Source organism: Rhodopseudomonas sp. BR0M22 (assembly GCF_010907035.1).
Taxonomy (GTDB): Bacteria; Pseudomonadota; Alphaproteobacteria; order Rhizobiales; family Xanthobacteraceae; genus Rhodopseudomonas.
This window is the reverse complement of sequence record NZ_QUMK01000023.1, coordinates 1-26094: the sequence shown is the minus strand read 5'-3', so window position 1 is coordinate 26094 and position 26094 is coordinate 1. Positions and strand designations below refer to the sequence as shown.

General features: G+C 65.3%; 21 protein-coding genes. 10 read left to right on the top strand and 11 right to left on the bottom strand.

Going from position 1 to position 26094, the window contains the following annotated elements:
• Nucleotides 1-36: 36 nt before the first annotated feature.
• From DY468_RS09730 to DY468_RS09715, 4 genes are all read right to left on the bottom strand, one after another.
• On the bottom strand, nucleotides 37-498 hold the full coding sequence (locus DY468_RS09730; RefSeq protein ID WP_164604611.1) for a DUF3237 domain-containing protein: 462 nt from the start codon (nucleotides 496-498) through the stop codon (nucleotides 37-39).
• A gap of 121 nt (nucleotides 499-619) precedes the next feature.
• Entirely contained in the window at nucleotides 620-1927 is a 1308-nt protein-coding gene (locus tag DY468_RS09725; RefSeq protein WP_502706218.1) for a TRAP transporter large permease, read from the bottom strand.
• A 6-nt stretch (nucleotides 1928-1933) separates the two neighbouring features.
• Nucleotides 1934-2428, bottom strand: coding sequence for a TRAP transporter small permease (locus DY468_RS09720; protein ID WP_110784820.1), 495 nt, complete (start codon nucleotides 2426-2428; stop codon nucleotides 1934-1936).
• A gap of 228 nt (nucleotides 2429-2656) precedes the next feature.
• Complete coding sequence (locus DY468_RS09715) at nucleotides 2657-3667, bottom strand: TRAP transporter substrate-binding protein (RefSeq protein ID WP_164604610.1); 1011 nt, start codon at nucleotides 3665-3667, stop codon at nucleotides 2657-2659.
• Between the two features lie 170 nt (nucleotides 3668-3837).
• Between DY468_RS09715 and pobA the strand changes: the two genes are divergently transcribed.
• Both pobA and DY468_RS09705 read left to right on the top strand, forming a co-directional pair.
• A complete protein-coding gene (pobA, locus tag DY468_RS09710) occupies nucleotides 3838-5010 on the top strand; it encodes a 4-hydroxybenzoate 3-monooxygenase (RefSeq protein WP_164604609.1) in 1173 nt (390 codons plus the stop codon).
• Nucleotides 5011-5197: 187 nt separating this feature from the next.
• Nucleotides 5198-5647: a PaaI family thioesterase gene (locus DY468_RS09705; protein ID WP_164604608.1), complete on the top strand. Its 450-nt coding sequence runs from the start codon at nucleotides 5198-5200 to the stop codon at nucleotides 5645-5647.
• Between the two features lie 170 nt (nucleotides 5648-5817).
• Here DY468_RS09705 and DY468_RS09700 read toward each other — a convergent pair whose 3' ends face one another.
• Nucleotides 5818-7167 carry an amidase gene (locus DY468_RS09700; RefSeq protein WP_164604607.1) on the bottom strand — a complete coding sequence of 450 codons (1350 nt, stop codon included), beginning with the start codon at nucleotides 7165-7167 and terminating at the stop codon, nucleotides 5818-5820.
• A gap of 292 nt (nucleotides 7168-7459) precedes the next feature.
• Here DY468_RS09700 and DY468_RS09695 point away from each other — a divergent pair, with 292 nt between their 5' ends.
• The 3 genes from DY468_RS09695 (at nucleotide 7460) to DY468_RS09685 (ending at nucleotide 10223) form a co-directional block, all read left to right on the top strand.
• Nucleotides 7460-7873, top strand: a complete 414-nt coding sequence (locus tag DY468_RS09695; protein WP_013503432.1) for a Zn-ribbon domain-containing OB-fold protein — start codon at nucleotides 7460-7462, stop codon at nucleotides 7871-7873.
• 5 nt (nucleotides 7874-7878) lie between these two features.
• Complete coding sequence (locus tag DY468_RS09690; RefSeq protein WP_164604606.1) at nucleotides 7879-9018, top strand: thiolase C-terminal domain-containing protein; 1140 nt, start codon at nucleotides 7879-7881, stop codon at nucleotides 9016-9018.
• A 290-nt stretch (nucleotides 9019-9308) separates the two neighbouring features.
• On the top strand, nucleotides 9309-10223 hold the full coding sequence (locus DY468_RS09685; RefSeq protein WP_164604605.1) for an SDR family NAD(P)-dependent oxidoreductase: 915 nt from the start codon (nucleotides 9309-9311) through the stop codon (nucleotides 10221-10223).
• A gap of 251 nt (nucleotides 10224-10474) precedes the next feature.
• On the opposite strand, the gene DY468_RS09680 is transcribed toward DY468_RS09685, so the two are convergent.
• The 4 genes from DY468_RS09680 to DY468_RS09665 form a co-directional block, all read right to left on the bottom strand.
• Nucleotides 10475-11824 (bottom strand): OmpA family protein, encoded by a 1350-nt coding sequence (locus tag DY468_RS09680; protein ID WP_164604604.1) that lies wholly within the window; start codon nucleotides 11822-11824, stop codon nucleotides 10475-10477.
• A gap of 406 nt (nucleotides 11825-12230) precedes the next feature.
• Nucleotides 12231-12560, bottom strand: coding sequence for a DMT family transporter (locus tag DY468_RS09675; RefSeq protein ID WP_164604644.1), 330 nt, complete (start codon nucleotides 12558-12560; stop codon nucleotides 12231-12233).
• Between the two features lie 118 nt (nucleotides 12561-12678).
• Entirely contained in the window at nucleotides 12679-15489 is a 2811-nt protein-coding gene (gene ppc / locus DY468_RS09670) for a phosphoenolpyruvate carboxylase (protein ID WP_164604603.1), read from the bottom strand.
• A gap of 98 nt (nucleotides 15490-15587) precedes the next feature.
• Complete coding sequence (locus DY468_RS09665; protein WP_164604602.1) at nucleotides 15588-16415, bottom strand: hypothetical protein; 828 nt, start codon at nucleotides 16413-16415, stop codon at nucleotides 15588-15590.
• Between the two features lie 283 nt (nucleotides 16416-16698).
• On the opposite strand from DY468_RS09665, the gene DY468_RS09660 reads away from it, so the two are divergent.
• From DY468_RS09660 to DY468_RS09650, 3 genes are all read left to right on the top strand, one after another.
• Nucleotides 16699-17766 carry a YeiH family protein gene (locus DY468_RS09660; RefSeq protein ID WP_164604601.1) on the top strand — a complete coding sequence of 356 codons (1068 nt, stop codon included), beginning with the start codon at nucleotides 16699-16701 and terminating at the stop codon, nucleotides 17764-17766.
• The gene (locus tag DY468_RS09655; RefSeq protein WP_164604600.1) at nucleotides 17763-18653 is read left to right on the top strand and encodes a LysR family transcriptional regulator; all 891 of its coding nucleotides are present in this window, start codon (nucleotides 17763-17765) and stop codon (nucleotides 18651-18653) included. Before DY468_RS09660 ends, DY468_RS09655 begins: the two co-directional genes overlap by 4 nt.
• A 159-nt stretch (nucleotides 18654-18812) precedes the next feature.
• On the top strand, nucleotides 18813-21602 hold the full coding sequence (locus tag DY468_RS09650) for an ATP-binding protein (RefSeq protein WP_164604599.1): 2790 nt from the start codon (nucleotides 18813-18815) through the stop codon (nucleotides 21600-21602).
• Here the strand turns inward: DY468_RS09650 and DY468_RS09645 are convergent.
• Together DY468_RS09645 and DY468_RS09640 are read right to left on the bottom strand one after the other, a co-directional pair.
• Entirely contained in the window at nucleotides 21599-23143 is a 1545-nt protein-coding gene (locus tag DY468_RS09645) for an acyl-CoA synthetase (protein ID WP_164604598.1), read from the bottom strand. The genes DY468_RS09650 and DY468_RS09645 overlap by 4 nt on opposite strands.
• A gap of 150 nt (nucleotides 23144-23293) precedes the next feature.
• On the bottom strand, nucleotides 23294-24106 hold the full coding sequence (locus tag DY468_RS09640; RefSeq protein ID WP_164604597.1) for a crotonase/enoyl-CoA hydratase family protein: 813 nt from the start codon (nucleotides 24104-24106) through the stop codon (nucleotides 23294-23296).
• 110 nt (nucleotides 24107-24216) lie between these two features.
• On the opposite strand from DY468_RS09640, the gene DY468_RS09635 reads away from it, so the two are divergent.
• Both DY468_RS09635 and DY468_RS09630 read left to right on the top strand, forming a co-directional pair.
• Nucleotides 24217-25089 (top strand): SDR family oxidoreductase, encoded by an 873-nt coding sequence (locus DY468_RS09635; protein WP_164604596.1) that lies wholly within the window; start codon nucleotides 24217-24219, stop codon nucleotides 25087-25089.
• Nucleotides 25090-25539: 450 nt separating this feature from the next.
• Nucleotides 25540-26094: AMP-binding protein (locus DY468_RS09630; RefSeq protein WP_164604595.1), on the top strand; the 555-nt coding region annotated here is incomplete at its 3' end.

Here is a 26094-nt window from a genome sequence, read left to right as displayed (position 1 = left end):
CCCCGCAAAGGGCGGGGAGAGGTTAGGAAGGTGGCCTCACAGCACCTGATGCACGTCGATCACGACGCGGTCGGCGTGGCGGGCGGCGGAGCCGATGAACAGATGCTGCATCAGCCACTGATAATTCGGGTGGCCGGTCTCAAATCGCGGCCGGGTGCGGAAATAGATCAGCTTCGGATCAACCGGCTCGCCACGCTTCAGCTTCTGTAAGAGTTCGACCGGCCCGAACCGGATGCCGACATTTTCGACATAAACCACCGCGCCGTCGTCGGTCTCGAAGGCATATTTGGCTTCCAGCTCGATCAGCTCATTCGGCCGGATGATCTGAAAATCAGCACCGAACGGCAGCACCTTGCCGTTGATTCCCTCCCCCTTCACCTCGCCGTCGAGGATCGGAATGATCCGGCGCACGCCGGTGCCGATGTCGCCAGCCGAGGTCACCTCGCCGATCCGCGCGGTGATGGTGAAGGCGTATTTGGTTTCGAGGGTCGGTTTCATCGCATACATCCACGGTGGTCGTCATGCCCGGCCTTGTGCCGGGCATCCACGTCTTGCGGCGTCGATGATCAGCAAAGACGTGGATGGCCGGGACGAGCCTGGCCATGACGAGGTTTTAGAACTACCCGATCATCCGCATCGGCAGCCACAGCGCGATGATCGGGAACGCGATCAGGATCACCAGCCGGATCAAATCCGTGACGACGAACGGCAGCACGCCGGCGAACACCGTGGACATGCTGACGTCCTTGATCACGCTCTTGATCACGAACACGTTCATGCCGACCGGCGGATGGATCAAGCCGAGCTCGACCGTCATCACGATGATGATACCGAACCAGATCGGATCGAAGCCGAGCGCGGTGACCACCGGGAATACGATCGGCACGGTGAGGATCACCATCGCCATCGCGTCCATCAGGCAGCCGAGCACCAGATACATCAGCAAAATCAGCGCCAGCACGCCGTAGGGCCCGATGCCGAGGCCGGTGAGGAATTCGGTGACGTATTGCGGCGTCTGGGTGATGGTGAGGAAATAGCCGAAGCACAGCGCGCCGATCAGCACGGTGAACACCGCCGCCGCGGTGCGGGTCGCCTGCAGCAGCGACTGCAGGATGCCCTCACGGTTGAGCTTGCCGCGCAGGATGCCGATCAGGAACGCGCCGACCGCGCCGACCGCGCCGGCCTCGGTCGGAATGAAGAACCCGCCATACAGCCCGCCGATCACAAACAGAAACAGCAGCAGCGGCGACCACACGTCGCGGAACGCGGCCAAGCGGTCACCCCAGGAACTCTTCGGCCCCGCCGGCAGGAAGCCGGGCCGCGCCACCCCGATGATCCAGATCGTGATCATGTGCATCACGATCGCCAGCAGGCCCGGCAGGATGCCGGCGATGAACAGCTTGCCGATGTCCTGCTGGGTGATGATGCCGTACACCGCCAGCACGGTCGACGGCGGCAGCATCGCCCCGAGCGTGCCGCCGACCGCGATGACGCCGGTCGAGAACGACTGCGGATAGCCGAACCGCCGCATCTCCGGATAGGCCACCGCCGAGAACGTCGCCGCGGTCGCGACCGACGAGCCGGAGATCGCCGCGAAGCCGCCACAGGCCGCGATGGTGGCGATGCCGAGCCCGCCCTTCCAATGGCCCACGATGGTGTTGCCGGCACGGAACAACTCGCGGCTGATGCCGGACGCCGACACGAACGCGCCCATCAACAGGAACATCGGGATCACGCCGAACGAATAGTCGGTGACGGTGCGCATCGTGGTCTGGCCGACCAGCTTCAGCGCCGGTTCGAAGCCGGTGAGATAGCCGAACCCGGTGACGCCGACGAGGCCCATCGCCATGCCGACCGGCACGCGCAGCAGCATCAGGACAAACAGGCTGACGAAGCCGATGGCGGCTACGGTCTCGTTGGTCAGCATCGCTAGCTACTCCACCGGCTTCATGCGCACTTCGCGCATCTGCTCCGGATGGAAGATCAGCCGGAAGGTTCGAATCGCGATCAGCAGCACGGCGGAGACGTCTCCGATCCACGACACCAGATAGAACGGCCAGATCGGGATCTGCAGATCCATGGTGACGATGTGGTCGGCACGCGTCGTCACCACCTTGTCGAACAGCGTGTAGGTCTGCACGCTGACGACGAACAGCAGCACCAAAGTGGCGAAGATGTCGATGATCCGCTGCCAGCGCGGCGACGCCGCCGCCCACACCAGATCCACGGTGATGTGCGAGCCGCGGTAGGAAGTGGCGGCGATGCCCCAGAAGATCAGCACGCCGAGCATGAACTGCCCGAAATTGTAGTAATCCGGGATCGTCACCGAAAAGAACTTGCGCATGAACACCGCGAGAAACGTGTTCAGCGCGACGATGCCGACGAAGAACGCCGCGATCCACTCGATCACGTCGATGAAACGATCCATGCCGTTCTTGGAGAAACGCCGTGTTGTCAGGGCGCCGGGCAGCCGGTCGGGCTGCTTGTCGTCGGGAGGAGAACTCATCGGGGCTCGATCGTTGGTATTGCGTCAATCACACTGAAAAAGTCATTCCGGGGCGCTCGCGTAGCGAGCGAACCCGGAATCTCGATCGTGCGGCCGCGAGATTCCGGGTCTGCGCGCGATGCGCGCATCCCGGAATGACTACGGAGAGGCTCACAACCCTGCGTCGTACTTCTTCAGCGCGTTCTGCAGATCGGCTTCGACGGCGGCTGGGTCGCCGCCGGACTTCTTGACCTGCTCGGCCCAGCTGTCGCGCAGCGGCTTGGTCGCCTTCTTCCATTCGGCGAGCTGCGCGTCGGTCAGCGGATAGACCTCGTGGTCCTGCAGCGCCTTCATCTTGGTGCGGCCGTTGGCTTCGAAATCGGTCCAAGGGTCGGTGACCTTGGAGGCCCATTCCGGCGTGCAGTGATCGTCGATGATCTTCTTCTGTGCGTCCGACAGCGCATTATAGGCCTTCAGCCCGATGTTGTAGGTGAACACCGTGGTGTAGAGCGGTACGTCCATGTGATACTTGACCACCTTGTCGATGCCGAACAGGAACACCGAGCCCCAGGGGAAGGTGATCTCGTCGGCAACGCCGCGCTCCAGCGCGTCGCGCGATTCGGGCGCCGAGGCCTGCACGTTGGTGCCGCCGAACAGCTTCACCATTTCGCCGATGGTCGATTGCGCCGGCCGCACCTTCAGGCCGCTCATATCGGACGGCAGCAGCACCTTCTTCTTGCCGTGCAGCGCGCCCGGATCATGGATGAAGGCGAAGCACAGCTTGGTGTCCTTCATCTCGGTCGGGGCGTATTTGTGGTACCACTCGTTCAGCGCCAGCGTGCCCTTCTTGCCGTCCTTGAACACGAACGGAAGCTGGCCAGCGGCGACGATCGGGAAGCGGCCGGGCTGATAGCCGGGATTGACGTAGGTGACGTCGGCGATGCCGTCGCGCGCCATGTCGTAATGGTCGAACGCCTTGCCGAGCTGTTCGGACGGGAACACGGTCATCCGGATGGTGCCGCCGGAAGCCTTCTGGATGTCCTCGGCCCAGGCCTTGGTGGCCGGCACCAGCGGATGCGCCGGCGGCACCCACAGCGAGACTTTCCAATTGACCGTCTTGTCCTGCGCGAGCGCTGGCGTCACGCTGGCGGCAAGCAGCAGCGCGAGCAGAGTCTTCCTCATCGCGATTCACTCCCTAATGTCGGCTTCAATCGGCCTTTGGGCCGCATTGTTATAGGTTATAACCATCATTGCAAGTGACCGCCGCGTAATAGCTGCTAGATGTCGGACGGCGGCTAGACGGCTCCGTGACGGTCCCGTAACGAGGCGACGACATCATCGGGGGAACGACCATGCGGACACAAGTGGCCATCATCGGCGCGGGTCCGTCCGGGCTGCTGCTCGGCCAGCTGCTGCACAAATACGGCATCGATGCCGTCATCGTGGAACGCAAGGATCCGGACTACGTGCTGTCGCGGATTCGCGCCGGCGTACTGGAACAGGGCATGGTCGACCTGCTCAACGAGGCAGGCGTGTCCGCGCGGCTGCGCCAGGAAGCGCTGGTGCACGACGGCTTCGAGATCGCGTTCTCCGGCAAGCGCCACCACATCGATCTCAAGGGCTCGACCGGCGGCAAGGTCGTCACCGTGTACGGTCAGACCGAGGTCACCCGCGACCTGATGGAGGCGCGCAAGGACGCCGGGCTGACCACGATCTACGACGCCGCCGACGTCAGCCTGCACGATTTCGAAGGCGACCATCCCAAGGTGCGCTACGTCAAGGACGGCACCACCCACGAGATCGTGTGCGATTTCATCGCCGGCTGCGACGGCTTCCACGGCGTCAGCCGGCAGAGCGTGCCGGGCAGCGCGGTGCAATCATTCGAGCGGGTGTATCCGTTCGGCTGGCTCGGATTGCTCTCCGACACGCCGCCGGTGTCGCCGGAACTGATCTACGTCAACCACGACCGCGGCTTCGCGCTGTGCTCGATGCGCTCGGCCCACCGCAGCCGCTATTACGTGCAATGCCCGCTCACCGACGACGTCGCCGAATGGAGCGACGACCGGTTCTGGGACGAACTCCGCAGCAGGCTCGATCCGGAGACCGCCGCGAAGCTGGTCACCGGCCCGTCGATCGAAAAGAGCATCGCGCCGCTACGCTCGTTCGTCGCCGAGCCGATGCGGTTCGGCCGGCTGTTCCTCGCCGGCGACGCCGCCCACATCGTGCCGCCGACCGGCGCCAAGGGCCTCAACCTCGCCGCCAGCGACGTGTACTACCTATCGCGCGCCATGCGCGAATATTACGCCGAGAAGTCGGATGCCGGCATCGACGCCTATTCGGCGAACGCGCTGCGCCGGGTGTGGAAGGCGGAACGGTTCTCCTGGTGGATGACCTCGCAACTCCACCGCTTCCCCGATCACGACGGCTTCTCGCAGCGCATCCAGACGGCCGAGCTCGACTACCTGGTCAACTCCAAGGCCGCGATCACCTCGCTGGCGGAGAACTACGTCGGCCTGCCGTACTGAAGTTTCTCCGGAAAGTCGTCATTCCGGGGCGCGCCGTCAGGCGCGAACCCGGAATGACGGTGCATGGAGTCACGTCGCCTCGTTTCAAACACCCTCTCAAACCTCGCTTCAAACTTTGTCGGCGTTGCCGGCGAAGCGGCGCTGCGGTCTAACGGTGGCCGATGCAGCGAAGCGAGCGACGAGCAGGATGACGACCGACATAGATCCAATCGACACGACGAACTCCGACGACGTCCCCGCGGGCTTCGTCCGCCACACCCGATCGAGCCCCCTCACCGCGCCGTGGGAGCCGCTGTATGCGAAGACAACGACGGAGGCGGTGATGCTCGGGCTGCGGCTTCGCGATTGCCATACCAATTCGCGCGGTCTCGCCCATGGCGGATTGATTACCGCACTCGCCGACAATGCGATGGGCTATAGCTGCGGCCTCAAGCTCGGCGGCAGCGGACGGCTGCTGACGGCGTCGCTGGCGATCGACTTCATCGGGCCCGCCGGGATCGGGCAATGGCTGCAGATCGAGCCGGAGGTGATCAAGGTCGGCGCCAAGCTCTGCGTCGCGCAGTGCTTCGTCACCGCCGACGGCACCCGCTGCGCTCGCGCCAACGGCACGTTCAGCGTGGTGAAGGCGAAGGAGTAAGGTCGCGGCTCCTGGCCATCTAGCACTGTCGTTCCGGGGCGCGCATAGCGCGAACCCGGAACCCCGAGCTGTTCTGCGACCTGTCGCTTTAACCTCGCGATTCCGGGTTCACGCGCCCACGCGCGTGCCCCGGAATGACAGGCGAACAGCAATCGCGCGCGATGATGCGATCACCCACGGATCACTGCTTCGACGCCGGCTGCGACCTCGAAGAGGTCGCGATCGGCACCGTTGACGCCAGCCAGCATCAACCCGACCGGCGCCTCGCCGTCCCGATGGCACGGCAGCGAGATCGCACAGCCGTCGATCATGTTGATCAACGTGCAGTTGCGCAAGGCCAGCAGATTGGCCTTGGTGAACGCCTTGTCGTCGGCAAGTTCGGCAATGGTCGGCGCGGCGTTCGCGGTGGTCGGCATCGCCACCGCGTCGTAGGGTGCCAGCCGCGCCGTGGCGCGTTCAATCAGCGATTTGCGTGCGGTCACGATATCGATGTAGTCCGCGGCGCTCTGGGTCTCGCCGCGCAGGATGCGCTCGCGTACCCGCGGATCGTAGACATCGCCCTGCGCGACGACCAGATAGCGGTGCCAGGCGTAGCTCTCGGCGGCGGTCAGGCCACCTTTCGCACTCAGCGGTGCGACGTCGTTGAACTCCGGCACCTCGATCTGCTCGACGATCACGCCATGACCGGACAGTGTCGTCAGCGCGCGGTCGAATGCGGCCTTCACGACGGCGTCGAGTTCATCCAGCGCCACCGTGGAGGGGACCGCGATCCGCATTCCCTTCAGCGACCGCGGGCTCAGCGGCACCACCGGCTGGTCGGCCAGGATCGCGTCCAGCGCGGCGCAGCAGGCGACGCTGCGCGCCAGCGGGCCGATCGAGTCGAGCGAGAACGACAGCGGCACCGCGCCGTCGCGCGGCACGCGGGCCTGCGACGCCTTGTAGCCGACGATGCCGTTGAACGCCGCCGGAATCCGGCACGAGCCACCGGTGTCGGTGCCGAGCCCGGCATGCGCCATGCCGTCGGCGACCGACACCGCGGCGCCCGACGACGAGCCGCCCGGCACATGGCCGACGTCGCGGCGATAGGCGGCTTTCGGCGTGCCGTAATGCGGATTGATGCCGATGCCCGAATAGGCGAACTCGGTCATGTTGCTGCGGCCGATCACCACAAAGCCTGCGCGCCGCAGCCGCGCGACCGTCGGCGCGTCGGCATCGGCCGGCGGATTATCGTCGAGCGCACGCGATCCGGCGCGGGTCACCTGCCCCTTGATGTCGAACAGATCCTTGATCGAGACCGGAATGCCGGCGAACGGCGACGGCGCCGCGTTGGCGGCGCGCAGCCTGTCCATCGCATCCGCTGCCTGCAACGCCGCGTCGCGGTCGACGTGAATGAAGGCGCGCGCGCCTTCGCCGGCCGGATCGTCGATCCTCGCCAGACAGTCCTCCACCAGCTTGCGGGCGGTGGTGCGGCCGGCTTCGAGATCGGCCGCGAGGACGGCGAGCGTGGGATGTCGGGTCATAGTGTTCATTCCGCTGGGAGCCGACCGGCCGCGCGCTGTGGCGCGCCTCGATCGTACATGAGGATCATCGGATTATTCAGTAGCGCGGAAAGTGATGGTTTGCCATCCGCGGCGAAGGCGGCTCCGGCTCCGCGTGCAGCGCATCGCTCGCGCCGCCCAATTGTCCGCTTTGCGGAATACAATTCCTGCACACGGCTCCGCGCCCTGCGCGTGTTGACGCTGGCGGAGCGATATCGCATCAAGACGCCACAACCGATGGGCCCACGAGCCAGCTCAGGGAGAAAACTAAGACATGGCTGAACCCGCACGCGCACGTCCCAAGATCACTCCGGAAACCCAGCACTACTGGGACGGCGCCAAGCAAGGCGAACTGCGGCTTCAGCGCTGCGATTCCTGCGCTCATGCGTACTTCCCGCCCCGCCCCTTCTGCCCGAAATGCGGCTCGCGCGAGGTCAGCGTGTTCAAGGCCTCCGGCAACGGCACCCTGTATTCCTACGTGATCAATCACCGCCCGCTGGCGGCCGGCTTCACCGAGCCCTACGCCATCGCGGTCGTGGAGCTCGAAGAGGGCCCGCGGATGATGAGCAATATCCTGGAGTGTCCGCAGACCCCGGAGGCGCTCGAACTCGACATGAAGCTGGAAGTCACCTTCCAGAAGATCGACGACAATCTCACCCTTCCGCAATTCCGTCCGGCGAAGGGGTAAGCACCATGCGTCGCAATCAGGTTGCTATCGTCGGCGCCGCCGAAACCACCAAGCTCGGCGTCATTCCCGACATGTCGCAGATCCAGCTCCACGCCGACGCCGCGCTCAACGCGATCGCCGACGCCGGGCTGAAGCTGTCGGACATCGACGGCATCGCCACCGCGGTGGAGACGCCGCAGCAGATCGCCCACTATCTCGGCATCACCCCGACCTGGGTCGACGGCACCTCGGTCGGCGGCTGCTCGTTCATGCTGCATGTCCGCCACGCCGCCGCGGCGATCGAGGCCGGGCTGTGCAAGACGGTGCTGATCACCCACGCCGAGAGCGGCAAGTCGATGATCGGCAAACTGCCGCGCTCGTTCCAGGCCGACAGCCTGCAGGGCCAGTTCGAAGCGCCCTACGGCATCTACGGGCCGCCGAGCCAGTTCCCGATCCCGGTGCTGCGCTTCATGAAGACCTACGGCATCACCCACGAGCAGATCGCCTCGGTCGCGGTGGCGCAGCGCGAATGGGCGGCGAAGAACCCGCGCGCGATGATGAAGGACCCGATCACGGTCGAGGACGTCCTCAACTCGCGGATGATCGCCTATCCGTTCCGGCTGCTGCAGTGCTGCCTCGTCACCGACGGTGGCGGCGCGCTGATCATGACCTCGGCCGATCGTGCCAAGGACTTCCCGCACAAACCGGTCTATGTGCTCGGCACCGGCGAGAGCGTGGAAACCCCGATGGTCAGCCAGATGGAGACCTTCAACTCCTCGCGCGCCTTCAAGGTGGCGGGCCCGACCGCGTTCCGCGAGGCCGGCATCAGCCACAAGGACGTCGATCATCTGATGATCTACGACGCGTTCGCGCACCTGCCGCTGTTCGGCCTCGGCGACCTCGGCTTCATGCCGTATGAGGAAACCGGAAAGTTCATCGCCGACGGCAACACCCGCCCCGGCGGCAAGCTGCCGCTCAACACCAACGGCGGCGGCCTGTCCTACATGCACTCGGGCATGTACGGCATGTACGCGTTGCAGGAAAGCGTCCGGCAAATGCGCGGCATCGCGCCCGCGCAGGTGGAAGGCGCGAAGATCTCGGTCTGCCACGGCGTCGGCGGCATGTTCGCCGCGTCGGGGACGATCATCTTCACCAACGAGAAGTAGTTCGGCACAAGCCGCAACACACCACGTCATTGCCGGGCTTGACCCGGCAATCCATCTCTCGAAGAAGATGGATGCGCGGGCCTACGCCGCGCCGAAGGGGCTTCGGCCCCGCAGGCGAGTCAAGCCCGCGCATGACGCAGCGAAAATAACGAGGCGTCATTCCGGGGCGCTCACGACGTGAGCGAACCCGGAATCTCGCTAGCAGAACACCTCGGGATTCCGGGTTCGCGCTGCGCGCGCCCCGGAATGACCGTCGGATAGCAACGAACAACAAACAAACAGGACATCACATGGCCAAGGCACTGGACGGCAAAGTCATCATCGTCACCGGCGCGGGGCGCGGCATCGGCCGCGAGATCGCGCTGCTCGCGGCGCGCGAAGGCGCCAAGGTGGTCGTCAACGATCCGGGCGTCGCCTCCGACGGCTCGGGCACCGACGCCGCCCCGGCCGAGCAGGTCGTCGAGGAAATCAAGAAGGAAGGCGGCACCGCGGTCGCGAACTTCGAAAGCGTCGCCGAAGCGATCCCCGCCAGCAAGATCGTCAAGCAGGCGGTCGACACCTACGGCAAGCTCGACGGCGTGGTGAACAACGCCGGCATCTTGCGCGATGCGATCTTCCACCGCATGAGCATCGACGCGTTCGAGCAGGTCATCAAGGTGCACCTGATGGGCACGTTCTACGTCAGCCACGCTGCTGCCCGGCTGTTCCGCGAGCAGGAGAGCGGCTCGTTCGTGCACTTCACCTCGACCTCGGGCCTGATCGGTAATTTCGGCCAGGCCAACTACGCCGCCGCCAAGCTCGGCATCGTCGGCCTGTCGAAGTCGATCGCGCTCGACATGAGCCGCTTCAACGTCCGCTCCAACTGCGTGTCGCCGTTCGCCTGGAGCCGCCTGATCGGCACCATTCCGACCGAGACCGAGGCCGAGAAGGCCCGCGTCGCACGGATGCAGCAAATGGGCCCGGAGAAGATTGCGCCGCTGTCGGTGTATCTGCTCGGCGACGCCGCCAAGGACGTCAGCGGCCAGATCTTCGCCGTCCGGATGAACGAGATCTTCCTGATGGGCCAGTCGCGCCCGATCCGCTCGGTGCACCGCGACGGCGGCTGGACCTGCGAAAGCCTCGCCGAGCACGGCATGCCGGCGCTGAAGGGTTCGTTCTACAAGCTCGACCGCTCCGCCGACATCTTCAACTGGGATCCGGTGTAAACCCGGTCAGCTCCACGACGACGATCGGTGAAACACCAGCACGTCATTCCGGGGCGCGCCACCAGGCGCGAACCCGGAATCCGGAGCTGTAGAGCACCCGGCCGTCGCTACCAGTTCGGGATTCCGGGCCCGCGAGCTGCGCTCGCGCCCCGGAATGACTCGAAGAACTAACAGCCCCCGCAGTTTACACGCGCAGAAAAGCCCGCCTCGCAGCGGGCTTTTCCGTCGGGTGACGCACCTTGGAGGGGGAGTTACTTCACCACGAATTCGATCCGCCGATTCTGCGCCCGGCCTTCGGCGGTGGCGTTGGCAGCGATCGGCTTGGCCGAACCGTAGCCCTCGGCCACCAGCTTGACCGAGCCGATCCCGGCCTTGGTCAGGCTTGCCACCACCGCTTCGGCGCGGCGCTTCGACAGCGCGAGGTTGACGGATTTCTTGCCAGCACCATCGGTATAACCGGCGACCTCGATGGTCACCGCCGGGCACTGCTTGATCGCCGCGGCCAGCTTGTCCAGCAGCGGCTGCGACGCCTTGTCGATCACCGCGCTGCGGCGCTCGAAGTTGATCTTCTCGGCCGCGACCAGCGACGACACTCGCCCCTGACAATCCTGCGCCGTGACAACCGGCAGCTCGCCGGTGGCACTCGCCGTCTTGATCCCGGCCGTCGGCGCAGCGGCGGGCTTGGCAGCCGGCTGCTTGGCGGCCTCATCGGCCGCGGCTTTCTTTGCAGCGTCCTCTGCGGCAGCCTGCTGCTTCGCAGCGGCTTCCTTGGCTTCAGCTTCCTTGGCCGCAACTTCCTTCGCCAAAGCCTCCTTCGCAGCCGCCTCCTTGGCCGCGGCTTCCGCGGCGGCCTTCGCGGCGGCTTCCTTCGCTTCGGCATCCGCCTTGGCCTTGGCGGCACGTCTCTGCGCGGCGTCCATCGCGGCGAGAGCTTTCGCCTCGGCTTCCTTTGCGGCCGCGGCCTTCGCGGCGGCCTCGGCCTCCGCCTTGGCCTTGGCTTCCGCATCCGCCTGCAGCTTCGCCACCGTCTTGGCGGCCAGCGCCGTGCCGCTCAGTTCGTCGACATCGGCGACGCGTCGCACACCCGGCACCTTGGCGATCTGCTCGCTCAGCGCGGCACGCAACTTGTCGCTGCCGACGTCGGCCGGCAGCAGCACGTCACGCCCGGCGACGTCGAAGTTCAGCGGATCGGCCCCGGCGTCCTTCACCACTTCGGCGACGCGCTCGCGCAGATCCGGCTCCAGCTTCGGCAGCGTGGTGATGCCGAACACCGCCAGGATCAGGCCGGTGGCGAACAGACCGACCCACCAGCCCTCGAACCGCACCGGCAACAACCCCGGCGCCACGCCGCCGGCGAGGCCGCCGACGAAGTAAGCGATCACCAGGCCGACGCCGGCCTCCAGCAACAGCTCGGCTTTACCCGAGGCAAGCTGCGCGGCGACCAGCACCATCGCAACCGCGAGTACCACGCCGACCCGGCTCACCCAGTAGTTCTCGAGATCGGCCGCCCAGCCGAATTTCTCCGCGAGCAGCGGCGTGACCGCGCCGACGACGAACGCCGCCACCAGCCAGATCCAGTAATGAGTGACGAGATACAGCATCGGATGCCCTTCTCCGCTGCGCGCGCGCCGCCGCCGGGCATTCAATCAACGAATCGGAGCCGGCATGGCACAGCGAACGCTCGAGTTCGTATGGTCGAACCGCCGCCACGATCACCAGCGAATGGCCGGGCACGGTCGCCGCCCAGTTAGCGCCATCGCCACGCCGGCCACCATCCTGACAAAAGTTTGACCCGCTCCGCAACCTGCTTACTAACTAAGCAACAGCGCTCCGATTCTCGGCGGGCGGCTAACTACCCTTCTACCGAATAGTAGCGGGATACAGCGACGGCGGTATCAGGATGCAAGGGCGCGCGACGCATTCGCGCGGGAGGTGATGCCGAGACACCGATGCAATGCCAAAATTATCCGCGCCCGCCTCAGCGACCTGAAGCCGACACCGGCTGTCCTAATGTGCCGACACGTTCGAGAAAAAATTGATGATGCCGACGCCGATGATGATGAAAGAGATACCGATCATCGCCGCCACGTCCAAAGCCTGACCGAACCACAGCCACCCGACCGCCGAGATCAGCACGATCCCGATCCCGGACCACAGCGCATAGGCGATACCGACGGGGATGCTGCTCAACGTCAGCGACAAAAAGTAGAACGCTGCGCCATACCCGACGACAACCAGCGCCGACGGCAGCAGTACCGTAAACCCCTGCGACGCCTTCAGCGCCGACGTGCCGACGACCTCGGCGACGATCGCGATCAGAAGATAGAGCCATTTCATTAGGGAGGATCCTCGGTGTCTGCGGCTGCTCGCCCGCTTCAGCATCGCCGCCAATCTAACAGGCGCGCCTTTCCGCCGGCTGAATTAGCATCACCCCATACCAGCCGCAGCCCCGCCCTCACCCGCTATTCCGCAGCCCCGCCGAGATCCCGTTGATCGTCAGTTGCACACCGCGGAGCACCTGTTCGTCCGGATCGTGGGTGCGGTGTTCGCGCAGCAGCTGGACCTGGACGTGGTTCAAGGGATCGAGATACGGGAAGCGGTGACGGATCGAGCGTTCGAGCAACGGATTGCTCTGCAGCAAATGGTCCTGCTGCATGATCGCGAGCAGATAGTCGATCGACGAATGCCATTCGGCGCGAATGCGGCCGAAGATGCGATCGCGAACATCGACATCCTCCACCAGCTCGGCGTAGCGCGAAGCAATACCGATCGAGCTCTTCGACAGCACCATGTCCATGTTCGACAGCAGTGTCCGGAAGAACGGCCATTCCTGATACATCGCCTGCAGGAACGCGACGCCCTTCTCGGGATGCGCGGTGACCCAGGCCGACACCGCGCTGCCGAAGCCGTACCATCCCGGCAGCATCAGCCGGCACTGCGCCCATGAGAACACCCACGGGATTGCGCGCAGGTCTTCGATCGCGCGTGTCTTCTTCCGCGACGCCGGGCGGCTGCCGATGTTCAGCGTCGAGATCTCGTTTATCACGGTCGAGGCCCAGAAGTAATCGACGAAGCCGTCGGTCTCGTACACCAGGCCGCGATACGCCTTGAAGGCCAAGGCCGAGAGCTGCTCCATCGCGTCGAGATAATCGCGATGCGGCGCCACCCGCTTGGGCTGCAGCAGGCTCGCCTCCAGCGTCGCGGCGGCGAGGATCTCGAGATTGTTGCGGCCGACTTCGACGTTGGAATATTTCGATGTGATGATCTCGCCCTGCTCGGTGATGCGGATCTGGCCGTTCACCGCGCCGCCCGGCTGCGCCACGATCGCGTCGTAGCTCGGTCCGCCGCCGCGGCCGACCGAACCGCCGCGACCGTGGAACAGCCGCAACCGCACGCCATGGCGCTCGAAGATCTCGATCAGGCCGATCTCGGCCTTGTACAGCTCCCAGCCCGAAGTGACGAAGCCGCCGTCCTTGTTGCTGTCGGAGTAGCCGAGCATCACCTCCTGCACCGAGCCGCGGCTGTCGACCAGCCGGCGATATTCCGGAATCGACAACAGCCGGTCCATGATCTTGGCGCAGGCCTGCAGGTCCTCGATGGTCTCGAACAGCGGCACCACGTTGATGGCGCTGCGCCCGGACGGATCGATCAGCCCGACCTCCTTGAGCAGCACCGCGACTTCCAAGAGATCCGAGACGCCCTTGGTCATCGAGATGATGCATTGCGGGATCGCCGCCGCCCCGTAGGTCGCGTGCGCCTTCGCGGCCTCGCGGAACACTGCAAGCTCGCCAACCGTCTCGTCGCTGTATTTGACGAACATCGAGGTCAGAGGCCGGGTGCTGCGCAGCTCGCTGATCAAGAGCGCGATCCGCGCCTCCTCTTCGAGCACCGCATAAGAGGTGCCGGGCCGTGCTGCATCCATCAGCTCGGCAATGGTGCGCTCGTGCACCGCCGAGTTCTGCCGCATGTCGAGGCTGGCGAGATGGAAGCCGAAGCAGTCGATCGAGCGGCGGAGCTGGCGCAGCCGGCCGCGTGCGATCACGCCCGAATTGTGCGTGGTCAGCGACAGGTGAATGGCGTCGAGATCGGCCTTGAAGTCCTGCGCACTGGCATAAGGCTCCGCCTCGCCGACGGGCGCGCGGAGGTTCTCGACCTCGAGTTCGAGTGCCGTGGCAGCGAGCCGCGCATAGATGCCGGACACCGCCAGCCGATACGGCTCATACTTGCGATGCGGTGAGGTGTCGGGCGAGGTCTCGGCCAGCGCCTTGACGGTGTCGGTGATGCCGGCGAGATGCGAGGCCAGCGACAATTCCGAGCCGAGCTCGTGCAGCTCGTCGAGATAATAGCCCAGCACCCGGCTGCTCTGCAGCTTCAAGGTGCCGTGCAGCACCTCGGCGGTGACGAACGGATTGCCGTCGCGGTCGCCGCCGATCCAGCTTCCCATCCGCAGGAAACTGGCGAGTTCGCCCTCGCTGTTGACACCTTCAGCCTTGGCCGCGTCGGCGAGCCGGTCCTCCAGCGCGCTGTGCAGCCGCGGCACTTCGCGCAGGAAGGTGTAGTCGTAGAACGACAGGCCGTTGGTGACTTCATCCAGCACCGTCAGCTTGGTCCGGCGCAGCAGGTTGGTCTTCCACAGCGTCTCGACGGCGCGGCGCAGCCGCTCTTCATTGTCGGCCCATTCGTCGGCGGTGAGCTGAACGCGGTCGCGCTGATCGAGCAGCGAAGCGATCTGCATCTCGCGGTCCATCGTGCTCTTGCGGCGCACTTCGGTCGGGTGCGCGGTCAAAACCGGGCTGACCAGAGCGGTCGCAAAGAACTTGCGCAGCTCCGCGGCGCCGATCCCCTCTTGCCGCGCGTGCGCCAACGTCTTGGCCAAAAGGCCGGCTCGCGGTGCGGAGCCCGCGGTCGAGCCGGCGCGCATCTGACGGATGTTGTTCTGATCCTCGGCGATATTGGCGAGGTGCGAGAAATAGCTGAAGGCACGAACGATCCGCATCGTATCCTGGATCGACATACCGTCGAGGATCGCGCCGAGCTCGCCGCGCGCGGTCTTGTCGTCGTCGCGATGAAAGCGGATCGAGGTCTGGCGGATGTTCTCGACCAGATCGAACACCCCCTGGCCTTCCTGCTCGCGCACGGTGTCGCCGAGGATCCGGCCAAGCAGCCGAATGTCGTTGCGCAGCCGGATCTCGGCCTCGCTCGCGGCCGAGTCGTCTGTGCGCTCGGAGACCGGCTCGACGCCGGTGGACGGATTGGGTGACGACATCGCAGCCCTCCAGGACACCGCCACATCCTGAAGTATTTTGTGCACTGCACGCAAGGCTAAGAATGGCGGCGACCGCGCGTGCGGCCGCCGACGGCTCGTTAGCGCGCGCCCGAGATGTTGCGGACATTGTCCGGCGGCGTCTCGTGCGGCGGATCCTCGCGATCGGCCGGCGGCAGATTGTCCGGCAGCGGCGACGCCGGTTCCGAGGCCGAAGGGGTCACTGCCGGCGGCGGCATCGGGATTGGCATCGGTGCAGACACAGGGGCTTCATACAGCGGCGGCTGTGGCACCGGCCGCGAGACGACGCCTGCAGCGGGGGCCGGCGCAGGTGGAGGCGCAGGCTCGGGGCTACGCGCGAAGGGCTGCTCGAACAGCGGCGACGATGACGACTCGATCCTGCGTTTGGCCCAGAAGAACGGAATGAGGATCGCGACAATCAGCGCGAGGATCAGCAGGATCAGCAGTGAAGACTGCTGCAGGAAGGCGATCGCCGGCACGCTGAGGCCGAGAATCACGCCGACCACTGCGACTTTCCAGGTGCGCATATGCAGCCCGGCGGTAAAGGTGCCAAGCGCCAGCAAAGTCAACACGCCGAGCGCGCTCGCCAGCCCGCTGACCTGCCGCGTCACCTGCAGCGACATGAGCTGCATCGCAACCAGCACGGCGCCCCAATGCAGGATCTGGGTCAGCACCAAGCGCACCCGATGCTCGCTGGTCTCGGTCTCGGGCCAGCCAGCAGCGATGCAGATCAGCCCGATCATCGGCGTCAAGATCACCCAATAGAGGCTGTCTTGCACGAAGCTGGTGTAAGCGACGCCCACCACTGCGAGCAGCAGCATCAGCAGATACGGCCAGTCGCGCAGCAGGAAGCCGCCGAGGCCGGAATGCCATTTCGCGCGAGGCGTGTCGGATTGCAGGTCGGTCATGGTCGATCCCTCCGGCTGCCCTGTGTAGCACGGAACCGGCAATCGCGGCTGCCGATCGCGCGCCTTGGTCAACGAGCTGCCAACCGGTCCCGCGCAGGTGCAGTGATTGGGCAACGGCCGTGTGCCGTTGCGGTTCCCCGCCGGAACGACACCGGGACGCAAACATCCGCAGATCCTGCCCTCCTGCACAATCAATCGACGTTGTCGATTGATTTTATCATAACAATCTGTTTGAATGATTGATCAACGGGCGCGAAGGATCGGCCAACAAGGAGCCGATCCCATGACCCTGATCACAGATGCCGAGCCCACCCCGCACCCTCGTCACCCGCGCGCCGCCCATCTCGGGCGACACCTCGCTGCGATCGCGCCCGGGGTGCTGGTGACAGCCGCGATCGCAGCCGCCGCAGTCGGCCTACGCGCGATTCCGGGTATGCCCGGCATCTCGCCGATGCTGCTGGCAATCCTGATCGGCATCGTCGCCCACAATACGATCGGCACGCCGTCCTGGGCGGTACCGGGCGTCAAGTTCAGCCTTCGCCGGGTCCTGCGCTTCGCCATCATTCTGCTGGGGCTGCAGCTCACCACCGCACAACTGATCGAAGTCGGCGGCGAAGGGCTGGCGATCATCGCCGCGACGCTGCTCGCCACCTTCAGCTTCACATTGTGGTTCGGCCGCGTGCTCGGCGTCGACCGCAAGCTGGCCGAACTGATCGCTGCCGGTACTTCGATCTGCGGCGCCTCCGCGATCATCGCCACCAACACCGTCACGCGCGCAGACGACGAGGACGTCGCCTACGGCGTGGCCTGCGTCACCGTGTTCGGCTCTCTCGCCATGATCGGCTACCCGCTGCTGCAGGGGGTGTTCGGCCTCGACGCCCACGGCTTCGGGCTGTGGACCGGCGCGTCGATCCACGAGATCGCGCAGGTGGTTGCAGCCAGCTTCCAGGGCGGCCAGAGCGCCGGCGAATTCGGCACCATCGCCAAGCTGTCGCGGGTGATGATGCTGGCGCCGCTGGTGATCGGGCTTGGCATGATGGCGCGCCGCCGCGCACGGCATCAGCCCGCTGGCGACCACACCGCGACGCCGCCGATGCCGTGGTTCGTGCTCGGCTTCGTGGCGATGATCGGAGTCAATCAGTTCGTCGCGATCCCGCACGAGGCCAAGAGCTGGATCGTGGCGATTACCGCCTTCCTATTGTCGATGGCGTTGGCGGCGATGGGACTCGAGACGGACTTGCGCAAGCTCGCCGCGCGCGGCCTGCGTCCCGCTTTGCTCGGCCTCACCGCCGCGCTGTTCATTGCCAGCTTCTCGCTGGCGCTGATCAAACTCACAGGATGGCACGGATGACATTGGAGCAGCTCCGCATCTTCATCGCGGTTGCCGAACAGCAACATATGACCCGAGCCGCGAGCGGACTGCACCTCACCCAATCGGCCACCAGCGCGGCGATCGCCGCGCTGGAAGCGCGTCACGGCGTCAAACTGTTCGATCGCGTCGGCCGCGGCATCGTGCTCACCCAGGCGGGCCGCGACTTTCTCGGCGAGGCCCGCGCCGTGCTCTCCCGCGCCCGCGCAGCCGCGCAGGCGCTCGACGACATCGCCGGCCTGAAGCGCGGCTCGCTGAGCCTCGCCGCCAGCCAGACCGTCGGCAACTACTGGCTGCCGCAGCGGCTGCTGCGATTTCAGCAGCGCTATCCCGGCATCACGCTGCAGCTCACGATCGCCAATACCGAACAGGTCGCCGCCGCGGTGCGCGACGGCCGCGCCGACCTCGGCCTCGTCGAAGGCGAGGTCGACGATCCCCTGCTGAATGTCATGCCGATCGGCGGCGACGATCTGGTGATCGTGGTCGGACGCGACCATCCGTGGCGCACGCTGCCGCGGCTGACGACCGCCAAGCTAGCCACCACCGGCTGGGTGCTGCGCGAACGCGGCTCCGGCACCCGCGCGATGTTCGAGGCGGCGCTGCGCCGCGCCGGACTGCCGCTGTCCGATCTCGACGTGCGTCTCGAACTGCCCTCCAACGAAGCGATCCGCGCCGCGGTAGAAAGTTCCGACTGCGCCACCGCGATTTCGGCGCTGGTCGCAGCGCCGTCGCTCGCCGCCGGGACCCTGCATCGCCTGCGATTCGATCTGCCCCATCGCGCGTTTCATCTGCTGCGGCACAAGGAACACAGCCAGAGCCGAGCAGAGGACGCACTGCTTGGTGAATTGTCGGCCACGCGGGCGAGCTGATTGGCACGCAGTTACCCACATTGCTGTTACCAATTCACGGTTCCACACACAGGAACCAGCTAAATCGTAACTAACCGAGGAAAAATCCGACCGACCTGATCTCATCGTTGCGAGTACGCGCGAAGCCAGCGTAGCATTGCAACTATTGGGAGTTGCAACGTGCGCAAGGGGCTGACGCTTTCGACCAGGCTTGCGATCCTGGTTGTATCCACAGTGGTGCTGACTGCGGTCGGTGTCGGCTACCTCGGCTATCGCAACATCGCGCCGATCGCGATCGAACGGACCCTGGCGGCTCTCGACGCCAACACCAACGCGCAGGCGCGCGAGCTGTCGCAGCTCGTCAGCGGAACCAACGCCGATCTGCTTCGCGTCCGCCACATCGCCGGCGTCGACGAACTGATTCAACTCAGCCTCGATCCCTCGAAACACGCTGAGGGCGAGGCGAGCTTGCCCCACCTGCGTGAGCAGTTCGGGAAGCGTCTGTCCCACGAGCTCACAGTAAATCCCGACGTTGCACGGTATCGGCTGGTCGGGCTCGCCGATCCCAGCGCCGACATCGTTCGCGTCGAGCGCGAACCGAGCGGGACGATTCGGGTTGTTCCCCAGGACGAGTTACCGGTGGCGAGCGCAGCCGCCGTCGTCAGGCTCGGAATCAGCGCCGATGAAGACCAGATGCTGGTGTCGGCGGTCGAGATCGAAGAGGTCGAAGATCGGGCGACAGCAACGCAGGCCCGGCGTCCGATCATCCGCGTCGCCACCCCCGTCTTTACCGACGAGGGCCGACGATTCGGCGTGTTGGCGGCAACGATCGATCTGCGCCGCCCGTTCGAGCGGCTGACCGACCCCGCGCTGTCCGCGGCCAGGATCTACGTCGTCAACGAGCGAGGCGACTACCTGTTTCACCCCGACGGAAGCCAGCTGATCCGCTCTGCGGACAGCACGCCCACCCGCATGCAGCAGGAATTCCCGGCGCTCGGCAAGGTGCTGGACGGCGGTCGCTGGCCTCCGGCGGTGATCAGCAACCGCGACGGTCAAAGGTTCGGCGTCGCGTACCATCCGATGACGGTCGCCGGCGCCGCGCCGCTGGCGCTGATCGAAGCGACCGCCGAACGCGACATGATCCAAGGACCGATGCTGGTCTGGGCGAACTCGACACTGGTCGGCGGCAGTTTTGCCGTGCTGCTGGCGATCCTTCTGTCCGTCACCTTCGCCCGCAGCCTGGCGCGGCCGTTGTCGGACATGACCCGCGCAGTCGCGAGCATCGGCAGCGATGCACCACTGCCGCTGCCGCGCAATGCCGGCGGCGAGATCGGCGTCCTGGTCGAGGCATTCTCCGCAACGATGCGGGATGCACGCGAGAAGACGGCCGCGCTGCGCCACGAGAAGGAGGTCTTCGAATCGATCACCAATGCGATGGCGGAGGCCGTGCTGTTGGTCGATACCGACGGCTCGGTGAGCTACGAGAATCCCGCCGCCGTGGCACTTCGAACCTCGCCGAACGGTATTACAGGACCAAACTGGGAACGATCGATCGAGCTGTTCCAGACCGATAGCATGACACCGCTCCCGATCGAGAAGCGCCCCGGACGGCGTGCCTTGACCGGCGAACTGGTCGACCGGTTCGAGCTGGTGGTGCACGTGCTCGGCAGCGACAAAGTCGTCGACGTATCCGGTAACGCGAGGCCGATCCGCGATGCCGAGGGCGCGATCAGCGGCGCCGTGGTGGTATTCAGCGACGTCTCCGAGTTGAAGGAGACAGAACGGCGACTACATCAGGCGCAGAAGCTGGAGGCGATCGGCCAGCTCACCGGCGGCGTCGCTCACGACTTCAACAACATGCTCACCGTGATCAGCGGCACCGCCGAGATCCTGCTCGACGAGCTCGCCGACCGGCCCGACCTTGTCACCATCGCCAAGATGATCGATCAGGCCGCCGAACGCGGCGCCGACCTGACCCGGCAACTGCTCGCTTTCGCCCGCAAGCAGCCGCTGCAACCACGCAGTATCGACGTCAACACCGTGGTGTCGAACATCAAGCAACTGCTTCGGCCGACCATCGGTGAGCACATCGCGATCGATACGCTGCTCGATCCCGAGCTCGAGCCGGCACTGATCGATCCGTCGCAACTGTCGTCGGCGCTGCTCAATCTCGCTGTCAACGCTCGCGACGCGATGCCGGACGGCGGCAGGCTGTTGCTCGAAACTGCCAACGTGACGTTCGACGCCGACTACGCTGCGCATTATCCCGAGGTGAGACCAGGCCGCTACGTGATGATCGCAGTCAGCGACTCTGGTTCCGGCATGGCGCCCAACGTGCTCGAGAAGGCGTTTGAGCCGTTCTTCACCACCAAGAGCGTCGGCCAAGGCACCGGCCTCGGATTGAGCATGGTGTACGGTTTCGTCAAACAGTCGAACGGCCACATCCAGATCTACAGCGAGGAACGGCACGGCACTACGATCCGGCTGTATCTGCCGCGCGCCGAGGCCGGCGTCGACCCCACGCTCCAGACCGCTCCGGTCGAAGGTGGCACCGAAACCGTTCTGTTGGTCGAAGACGACGAACTGGTGCGCAATTTCGCCCTCGCCCAGCTTCGCGGCCTCGGTTATCGCACCATCGCCGCAGAGGATGGTGCATCGGCACTCGCGGAGGTGAGGCGCGGCACGGCGTTCGATCTCTTGCTCACCGACATCGTGATGCCGGGTGGAATGAACGGCCGCGAGCTCGCCGACGAGATCGCGCGGCTACGGCCGGTCAAGGTACTGTACACCTCGGGCTACACCGAGAATGCGATCGTGCATCACGGCCGGCTCGATCCCGGCGTGCTGTTGCTGTCGAAGCCGTTCCGCCGCGCCGATCTGGCGCGGCTGGTCCGCGCCGCGCTCAATCGGGCCGATCACCATCCTCCCGGTGATACGACCGGCACCGACCGCAAAAGAGCGGCGACCTAAATCGTCCGGCCGGCATTCGCCCAATACGGATCGCGCAAGCGCCGCTTGAAGATCTTGCCGGAATCCTCGCGCGGCAATTCCGGCATGATCTTGATGTGCTTGGGCACTTTGTAGTCGGCGACCGCGAGCTTGAGCTGCGACCTGACGAAGCTCTCGTCGAGCGTCACGCCGGGTTGCGGCTCCAGCATCGCCATCAGCGCCTCGCCGAATTCCGCATCCGGAATGCCGAACACCGCGCAATCGTGCACGCCGGGAATGGCGTGGAGCGCGGCCTCGATTTCGGCCGGGTAGATGTTGACGCCGCCGGAGATCACCATGTCGCGTTTGCGGTCGCAGATGAACACATAGCCGTCGCTGTCGACATAGCCGACGTCGCCGGAGGTGATGAATCCGTCGCGATCGATCTCGGCGCGCTTCTCCGGCTTGTTGTGATAGGTGAAGTCCGGATTGCCGGCGATCCGCGAGAAGATCTCGCCGATCTCGCCCTGCGGCACCTCGTTGCCGTCGTCGTCGATGAACTTCAACTCGGCGCCGTGCGCAATCTTGCCGACGGTGCCGGGCTTACTCAACGCGTCTTCGGAGGTGGCGAAAGTCACCGCGCCGGATTCGGTCGAGCCGTAGAACTCATAGATCACTGGCCCCCACCACTCGATCATCGCGCGCTTCACGTCGGCCGGGCACGGCGCGGCGGCGTGGATGACGTGACGCAGCGACGAGACGTCGTACTTGGCACGCACCTCCGCCGGCAGCTTCATCAGCCGGATGAACATCGTCGGCACCATGAACACGGTGTCGATCTTGTGCTCCTGCACCAGCGCCAGGAACTCTTCGGGGTGGAACCGCGGCATCAGCACCAGAACGCCGCCGAGCTTGCCGGCGCGGATGCCGAAGGAGTTCGGCGCCGAGTGATACAGCGGCCCCGGGCACAGCGCCCGCACCTGCGGCTTCAAACCGTAGATCGTCGCCCGCATTTTTTCGGCATGCGCCGCCTGCTCCGGCGTCGGCGCGAACCGCTTGACGCCCTTGGGATGACCGGTGGTGCCGGAGGTGTAGATCATGTTCTGCGGCTGCGGCAGCACCGGGCCGGCATACGGCTTCTGCTGCGCCATCCAGCCGTCGAGATCGATCGCATTGTGCGGCGGCGACAGATGGTCGGGCGCGATCTTGTAGTTGGCGATCACTTCCGGCGGCGTCGGCACGCTGAGCACGGTGAGATCGGCCGGAATCGCGGAGGCCACGCTGTGTAGCAGATCGGCGTGGCCGATCAGCACCCGGGTCGCGGAATCGCCGATGATGTAGCCGACTTCTTCCGGCTTGAAGTGCCAGTTCACCGGCACCGCATAGGCGCCCAGCGTCATCACGCCGTACACCGCTTCCATGAACGCGATGTCGTTGCGCATCAGAACGCAGACGCAGTCGCCGGGCTTCACCCCGAGCGCCTGCAGACCACCCGCAATGGTCGCGACGCGCGCGTTCACCTCGTCGAAGCTGTGGCGACGGTCGCCTGAAATGATGCCGTGATAAAGCTGATTCTCGGACACAGTTACTCTCCGATTCTAACGGTCGGGGTTGCGCCGCAGCGGCCGCTATTGCGGCGCACGCCGTGGCGAGACGATGCGGGGCTTATACGTGAAGACGCCGCGCGATGCGCGCGGCGTCCGCCAGATTCGTCATGTATTTGCCGCGTAGCGCTATGCGTCGGTGAAGTTCGGCGCACGCTTTTCCAGATTCGCGCGCACCGCCTCGGTCTGGTTCGGCGAGCCGATCAGCTTCTGTTGCTCGACACTTTCGGCGAGCAGCGCCGGGCCGGGATCGACAGAGAGGGTGTTCATCATCCGCTTGGCGGCGCGGATCGCGTCCGGATTCTTGCCGGCGATCTCGCGCGCCATCTCAAGCGCCGCTTGATACGGATCGTCGACAACCTTGGTGGCAAGGCCGAGGCTCACCGCTTCCTGCGCGCCGACGATGCGGCCGGTGTAGGTCAGTTCGCGCAGCACGTCGTCGCGCAGCAGCGTCGCCAGGATCGGCGTGCCGGCCATGTCCGGCACCAAACCCCATTTGATTTCCATGATCGACATTCTGGCGTCCGGAGCCATCAGCCGGATGTCGGCGCCGAGCGCGAGCTGACAGCCGCCGCCGAAGGCGACGCCGTGCACCGCAGCAATCACCGGCACCGGCAGCATTCGCCAACCCCACACCGCCTGCTGCGCTGCGTTAGCCTGGCCGTGGGTGCGCTTGGTCAGGTCGCGAAATTCGCCTCCCGGAATTCCGTTGCCGCCGCTCTCCTTCATCGCGGCGAAACGTCCCATGTCGAGGCCGGCGCAGAACGCCTTGCCCTCGCCGGACAGCACCACGGCGCGCACGCCCTTCTCGTTCGCGAGCCGCTCGGACGTGTTCACCAATGCCTCGAACATCGCGGCATCGAGCGCATTCATCTTGTCCGCGCGCACCAGCCGGACATCGGCGACGCCGTCGGTGATCGTCACCGAAACGCGATCGTTCATCGGGCACTTCCTCTGTTGTTTTGCGTTGCGGCGCTACAGAAAAGCGTTGTCGGGATTTAGTCAATCGCCTAATTAACGATCAGCTTTAACTTTTCCGGGCGGTTTACTTCATGTTCACAGATCAGCTTCTCGCCGGCCGTCGCATCCTCGTCACCGGGGGCGGCACCGGTCTCGGCAAGGCGATGGCCGCGCGCTTCCTGCAGCTCGGCGCCGAGGTCCACATCTGCGGCCGCCGCAAGGGCGTCTGCGACGAGACCGCCACCGAGCTGATGAATCAGTACGGCGGCAAGGTGATGACTTACGGCGTCGACATCCGCGACGCCGCCGCGGTCGACCACATGGTCGAGACCATCTTCGAAGGCGGACCGCTCACCGACCTGATCAACAACGCGGCGGGAAATTTCATCTCGCGGAGTGAGGATCTTTCCCCGCGCGGCTTCGATGCGGTCGCCAACATCGTGATGCACGGCACGTTCTACGTCACCCACGCGGTCGGCAAGCGCTGGATCGCCGGCGGCCATCGCGGCAACGTGGTGTCGATCACCACCACCTGGGTGCGCAACGGCAGCCCCTATGTGGTGCCGTCGGCGATGAGCAAGTCGGCGATCCACGCCATGACGATGTCGCTCGCCACCGAGTGGGGCAAATACGGCATCCGCCTCAACACCATTGCGCCGGGCGAAATTCCGACCGAAGGCATGAGCAAGCGGATCAAGCCGGGCGACGAAGCCGGTGCCCGCACCATCAAGATGAACCCGATGGGCCGCGTCGGCACCATGGAAGAGCTGCAGAACCTCGCGACCTTCCTGATCTCCGGCGGGTGCGACTGGATCAGCGGCGAAACCATCGCGATGGACGGCGCCCAGGGCCTCGCAATGGGCGGCAACTTCTACCAGCTCCGCGACTGGAGCAACGACGATTGGGAAAACGCCAAGGCCTCGATCAAGGCGCAGAACGAAAAGGACCGCGCGCAGCGCGGTTAGAATGCCGCGAGGCCGTCATCCTGAGGGGCACGCTGTTGCGTGCCTCGAAGGATGACGGCCGCGAATCCGAGCGCCCCATCCTTCGAGGCCGTCGCCGACGCGACGGCACATCAGGATGACGACGTGCGAGCGGAAAGATCGAAGTGATCTAGATTTCGCTTACCGCCTCTCACCACCGACCGACGTCATCCCACGCGCATGCGGGGGATCCAGTATTTCAGGGCGTCAGCGGCTAACCACGAACGCCCTGGAATACTGGGTCGCCCGGACAAGCCGGGCGATGACCATCTTGTGCTGCAGTTTTTGTGCTTTGCAAGCGGCGCCATTGGCCTCCCAGGCCGCACGTTCATCATCCCCGCGACATTCCCTCCCGCTTGTGTTTGCAGCCGAAGCGCGGCAGACTTCGTGCAAACAACAAGCAACGAACTAACAATATCCAAGGGAGAGACAATGTCCGAGGCAGCCGAGCCGGCCACGCTGGCCGACGTCATCCGCGCGCAAGCCAAGACCCGCGGTGACGAAATCGCCTACGAATTCGAAGGCCGCATCAGCACTTTCGCCGACTTCGATCGCCACACCAACCAGGTCGCCCGCGCGCTGCAGGCCTCCGGCGTGCAGCCGAACGAGCGCATCGCCTATCTCGGCAAGAACAGCGACATCTATTTCGAACTGTGGAGTGGCGCGATCAAGGCCAAAGCGGTGATGGCGCCGGTGAACTGGCGGCTGGCCGGGCCGGAGATCGCCTACATCGTCGAGGACTGCAAGGCGGCGATCCTGTTCGTCGGCCCGGAGTTCGTCGATCAGGTCCGCGGCCTCAAGGATCAGATCCCAAGCGTGCGCCACATCATCACCACCGAAGGCGGCGCGCCCGAGTGGCAGGACTTCACCAAATGGCGCGACGCGCAGAGCGCCGAAGACCCTAACGTACCGATCGCGCCGTCGGACATCGCGATCCAGCTCTACACCTCCGGCACCACAGGAAAGCCGAAGGGCGCGATGCTCAGC

Excerpts from the sequence above, each read along its gene's own strand:
- DY468_RS09730 (WP_164604611.1), bottom strand. The coding sequence starts at position 498 with ATGAAACCGACCCTCGAAACCAAATACGCCTTCACCATCACCGCGCGG.
- DY468_RS09725 (WP_502706218.1), bottom strand. The coding sequence starts at position 1,927 with ATGCTGACCAACGAGACCGTAGCCGCCATCGGCTTCGTCAGCCTGTTT.
- DY468_RS09720 (WP_110784820.1), bottom strand. The coding sequence starts at position 2,428 with ATGGATCGTTTCATCGACGTGATCGAGTGGATCGCGGCGTTCTTCGTC.
- DY468_RS09715 (WP_164604610.1), bottom strand. The coding sequence starts at position 3,667 with ATGAGGAAGACTCTGCTCGCGCTGCTGCTTGCCGCCAGCGTGACGCCA.
- pobA (WP_164604609.1), top strand. The coding sequence starts at position 3,838 with ATGCGGACACAAGTGGCCATCATCGGCGCGGGTCCGTCCGGGCTGCTG.
- DY468_RS09705 (WP_164604608.1), top strand. The coding sequence starts at position 5,198 with ATGACGACCGACATAGATCCAATCGACACGACGAACTCCGACGACGTC.
- DY468_RS09700 (WP_164604607.1), bottom strand. The coding sequence starts at position 7,167 with ATGACCCGACATCCCACGCTCGCCGTCCTCGCGGCCGATCTCGAAGCC.
- DY468_RS09695 (WP_013503432.1), top strand. The coding sequence starts at position 7,460 with ATGGCTGAACCCGCACGCGCACGTCCCAAGATCACTCCGGAAACCCAG.
- DY468_RS09690 (WP_164604606.1), top strand. The coding sequence starts at position 7,879 with ATGCGTCGCAATCAGGTTGCTATCGTCGGCGCCGCCGAAACCACCAAG.
- DY468_RS09685 (WP_164604605.1), top strand. The coding sequence starts at position 9,309 with ATGGCCAAGGCACTGGACGGCAAAGTCATCATCGTCACCGGCGCGGGG.
- DY468_RS09680 (WP_164604604.1), bottom strand. The coding sequence starts at position 11,824 with ATGCTGTATCTCGTCACTCATTACTGGATCTGGCTGGTGGCGGCGTTC.
- DY468_RS09675 (WP_164604644.1), bottom strand. The coding sequence starts at position 12,560 with ATGAAATGGCTCTATCTTCTGATCGCGATCGTCGCCGAGGTCGTCGGC.
- ppc (WP_164604603.1), bottom strand. The coding sequence starts at position 15,489 with ATGTCGTCACCCAATCCGTCCACCGGCGTCGAGCCGGTCTCCGAGCGC.
- DY468_RS09665 (WP_164604602.1), bottom strand. The coding sequence starts at position 16,415 with ATGACCGACCTGCAATCCGACACGCCTCGCGCGAAATGGCATTCCGGC.
- DY468_RS09660 (WP_164604601.1), top strand. The coding sequence starts at position 16,699 with ATGACCCTGATCACAGATGCCGAGCCCACCCCGCACCCTCGTCACCCG.
- DY468_RS09655 (WP_164604600.1), top strand. The coding sequence starts at position 17,763 with ATGACATTGGAGCAGCTCCGCATCTTCATCGCGGTTGCCGAACAGCAA.
- DY468_RS09640 (WP_164604597.1), bottom strand. The coding sequence starts at position 24,106 with ATGAACGATCGCGTTTCGGTGACGATCACCGACGGCGTCGCCGATGTC.
- DY468_RS09635 (WP_164604596.1), top strand. The coding sequence starts at position 24,217 with ATGTTCACAGATCAGCTTCTCGCCGGCCGTCGCATCCTCGTCACCGGG.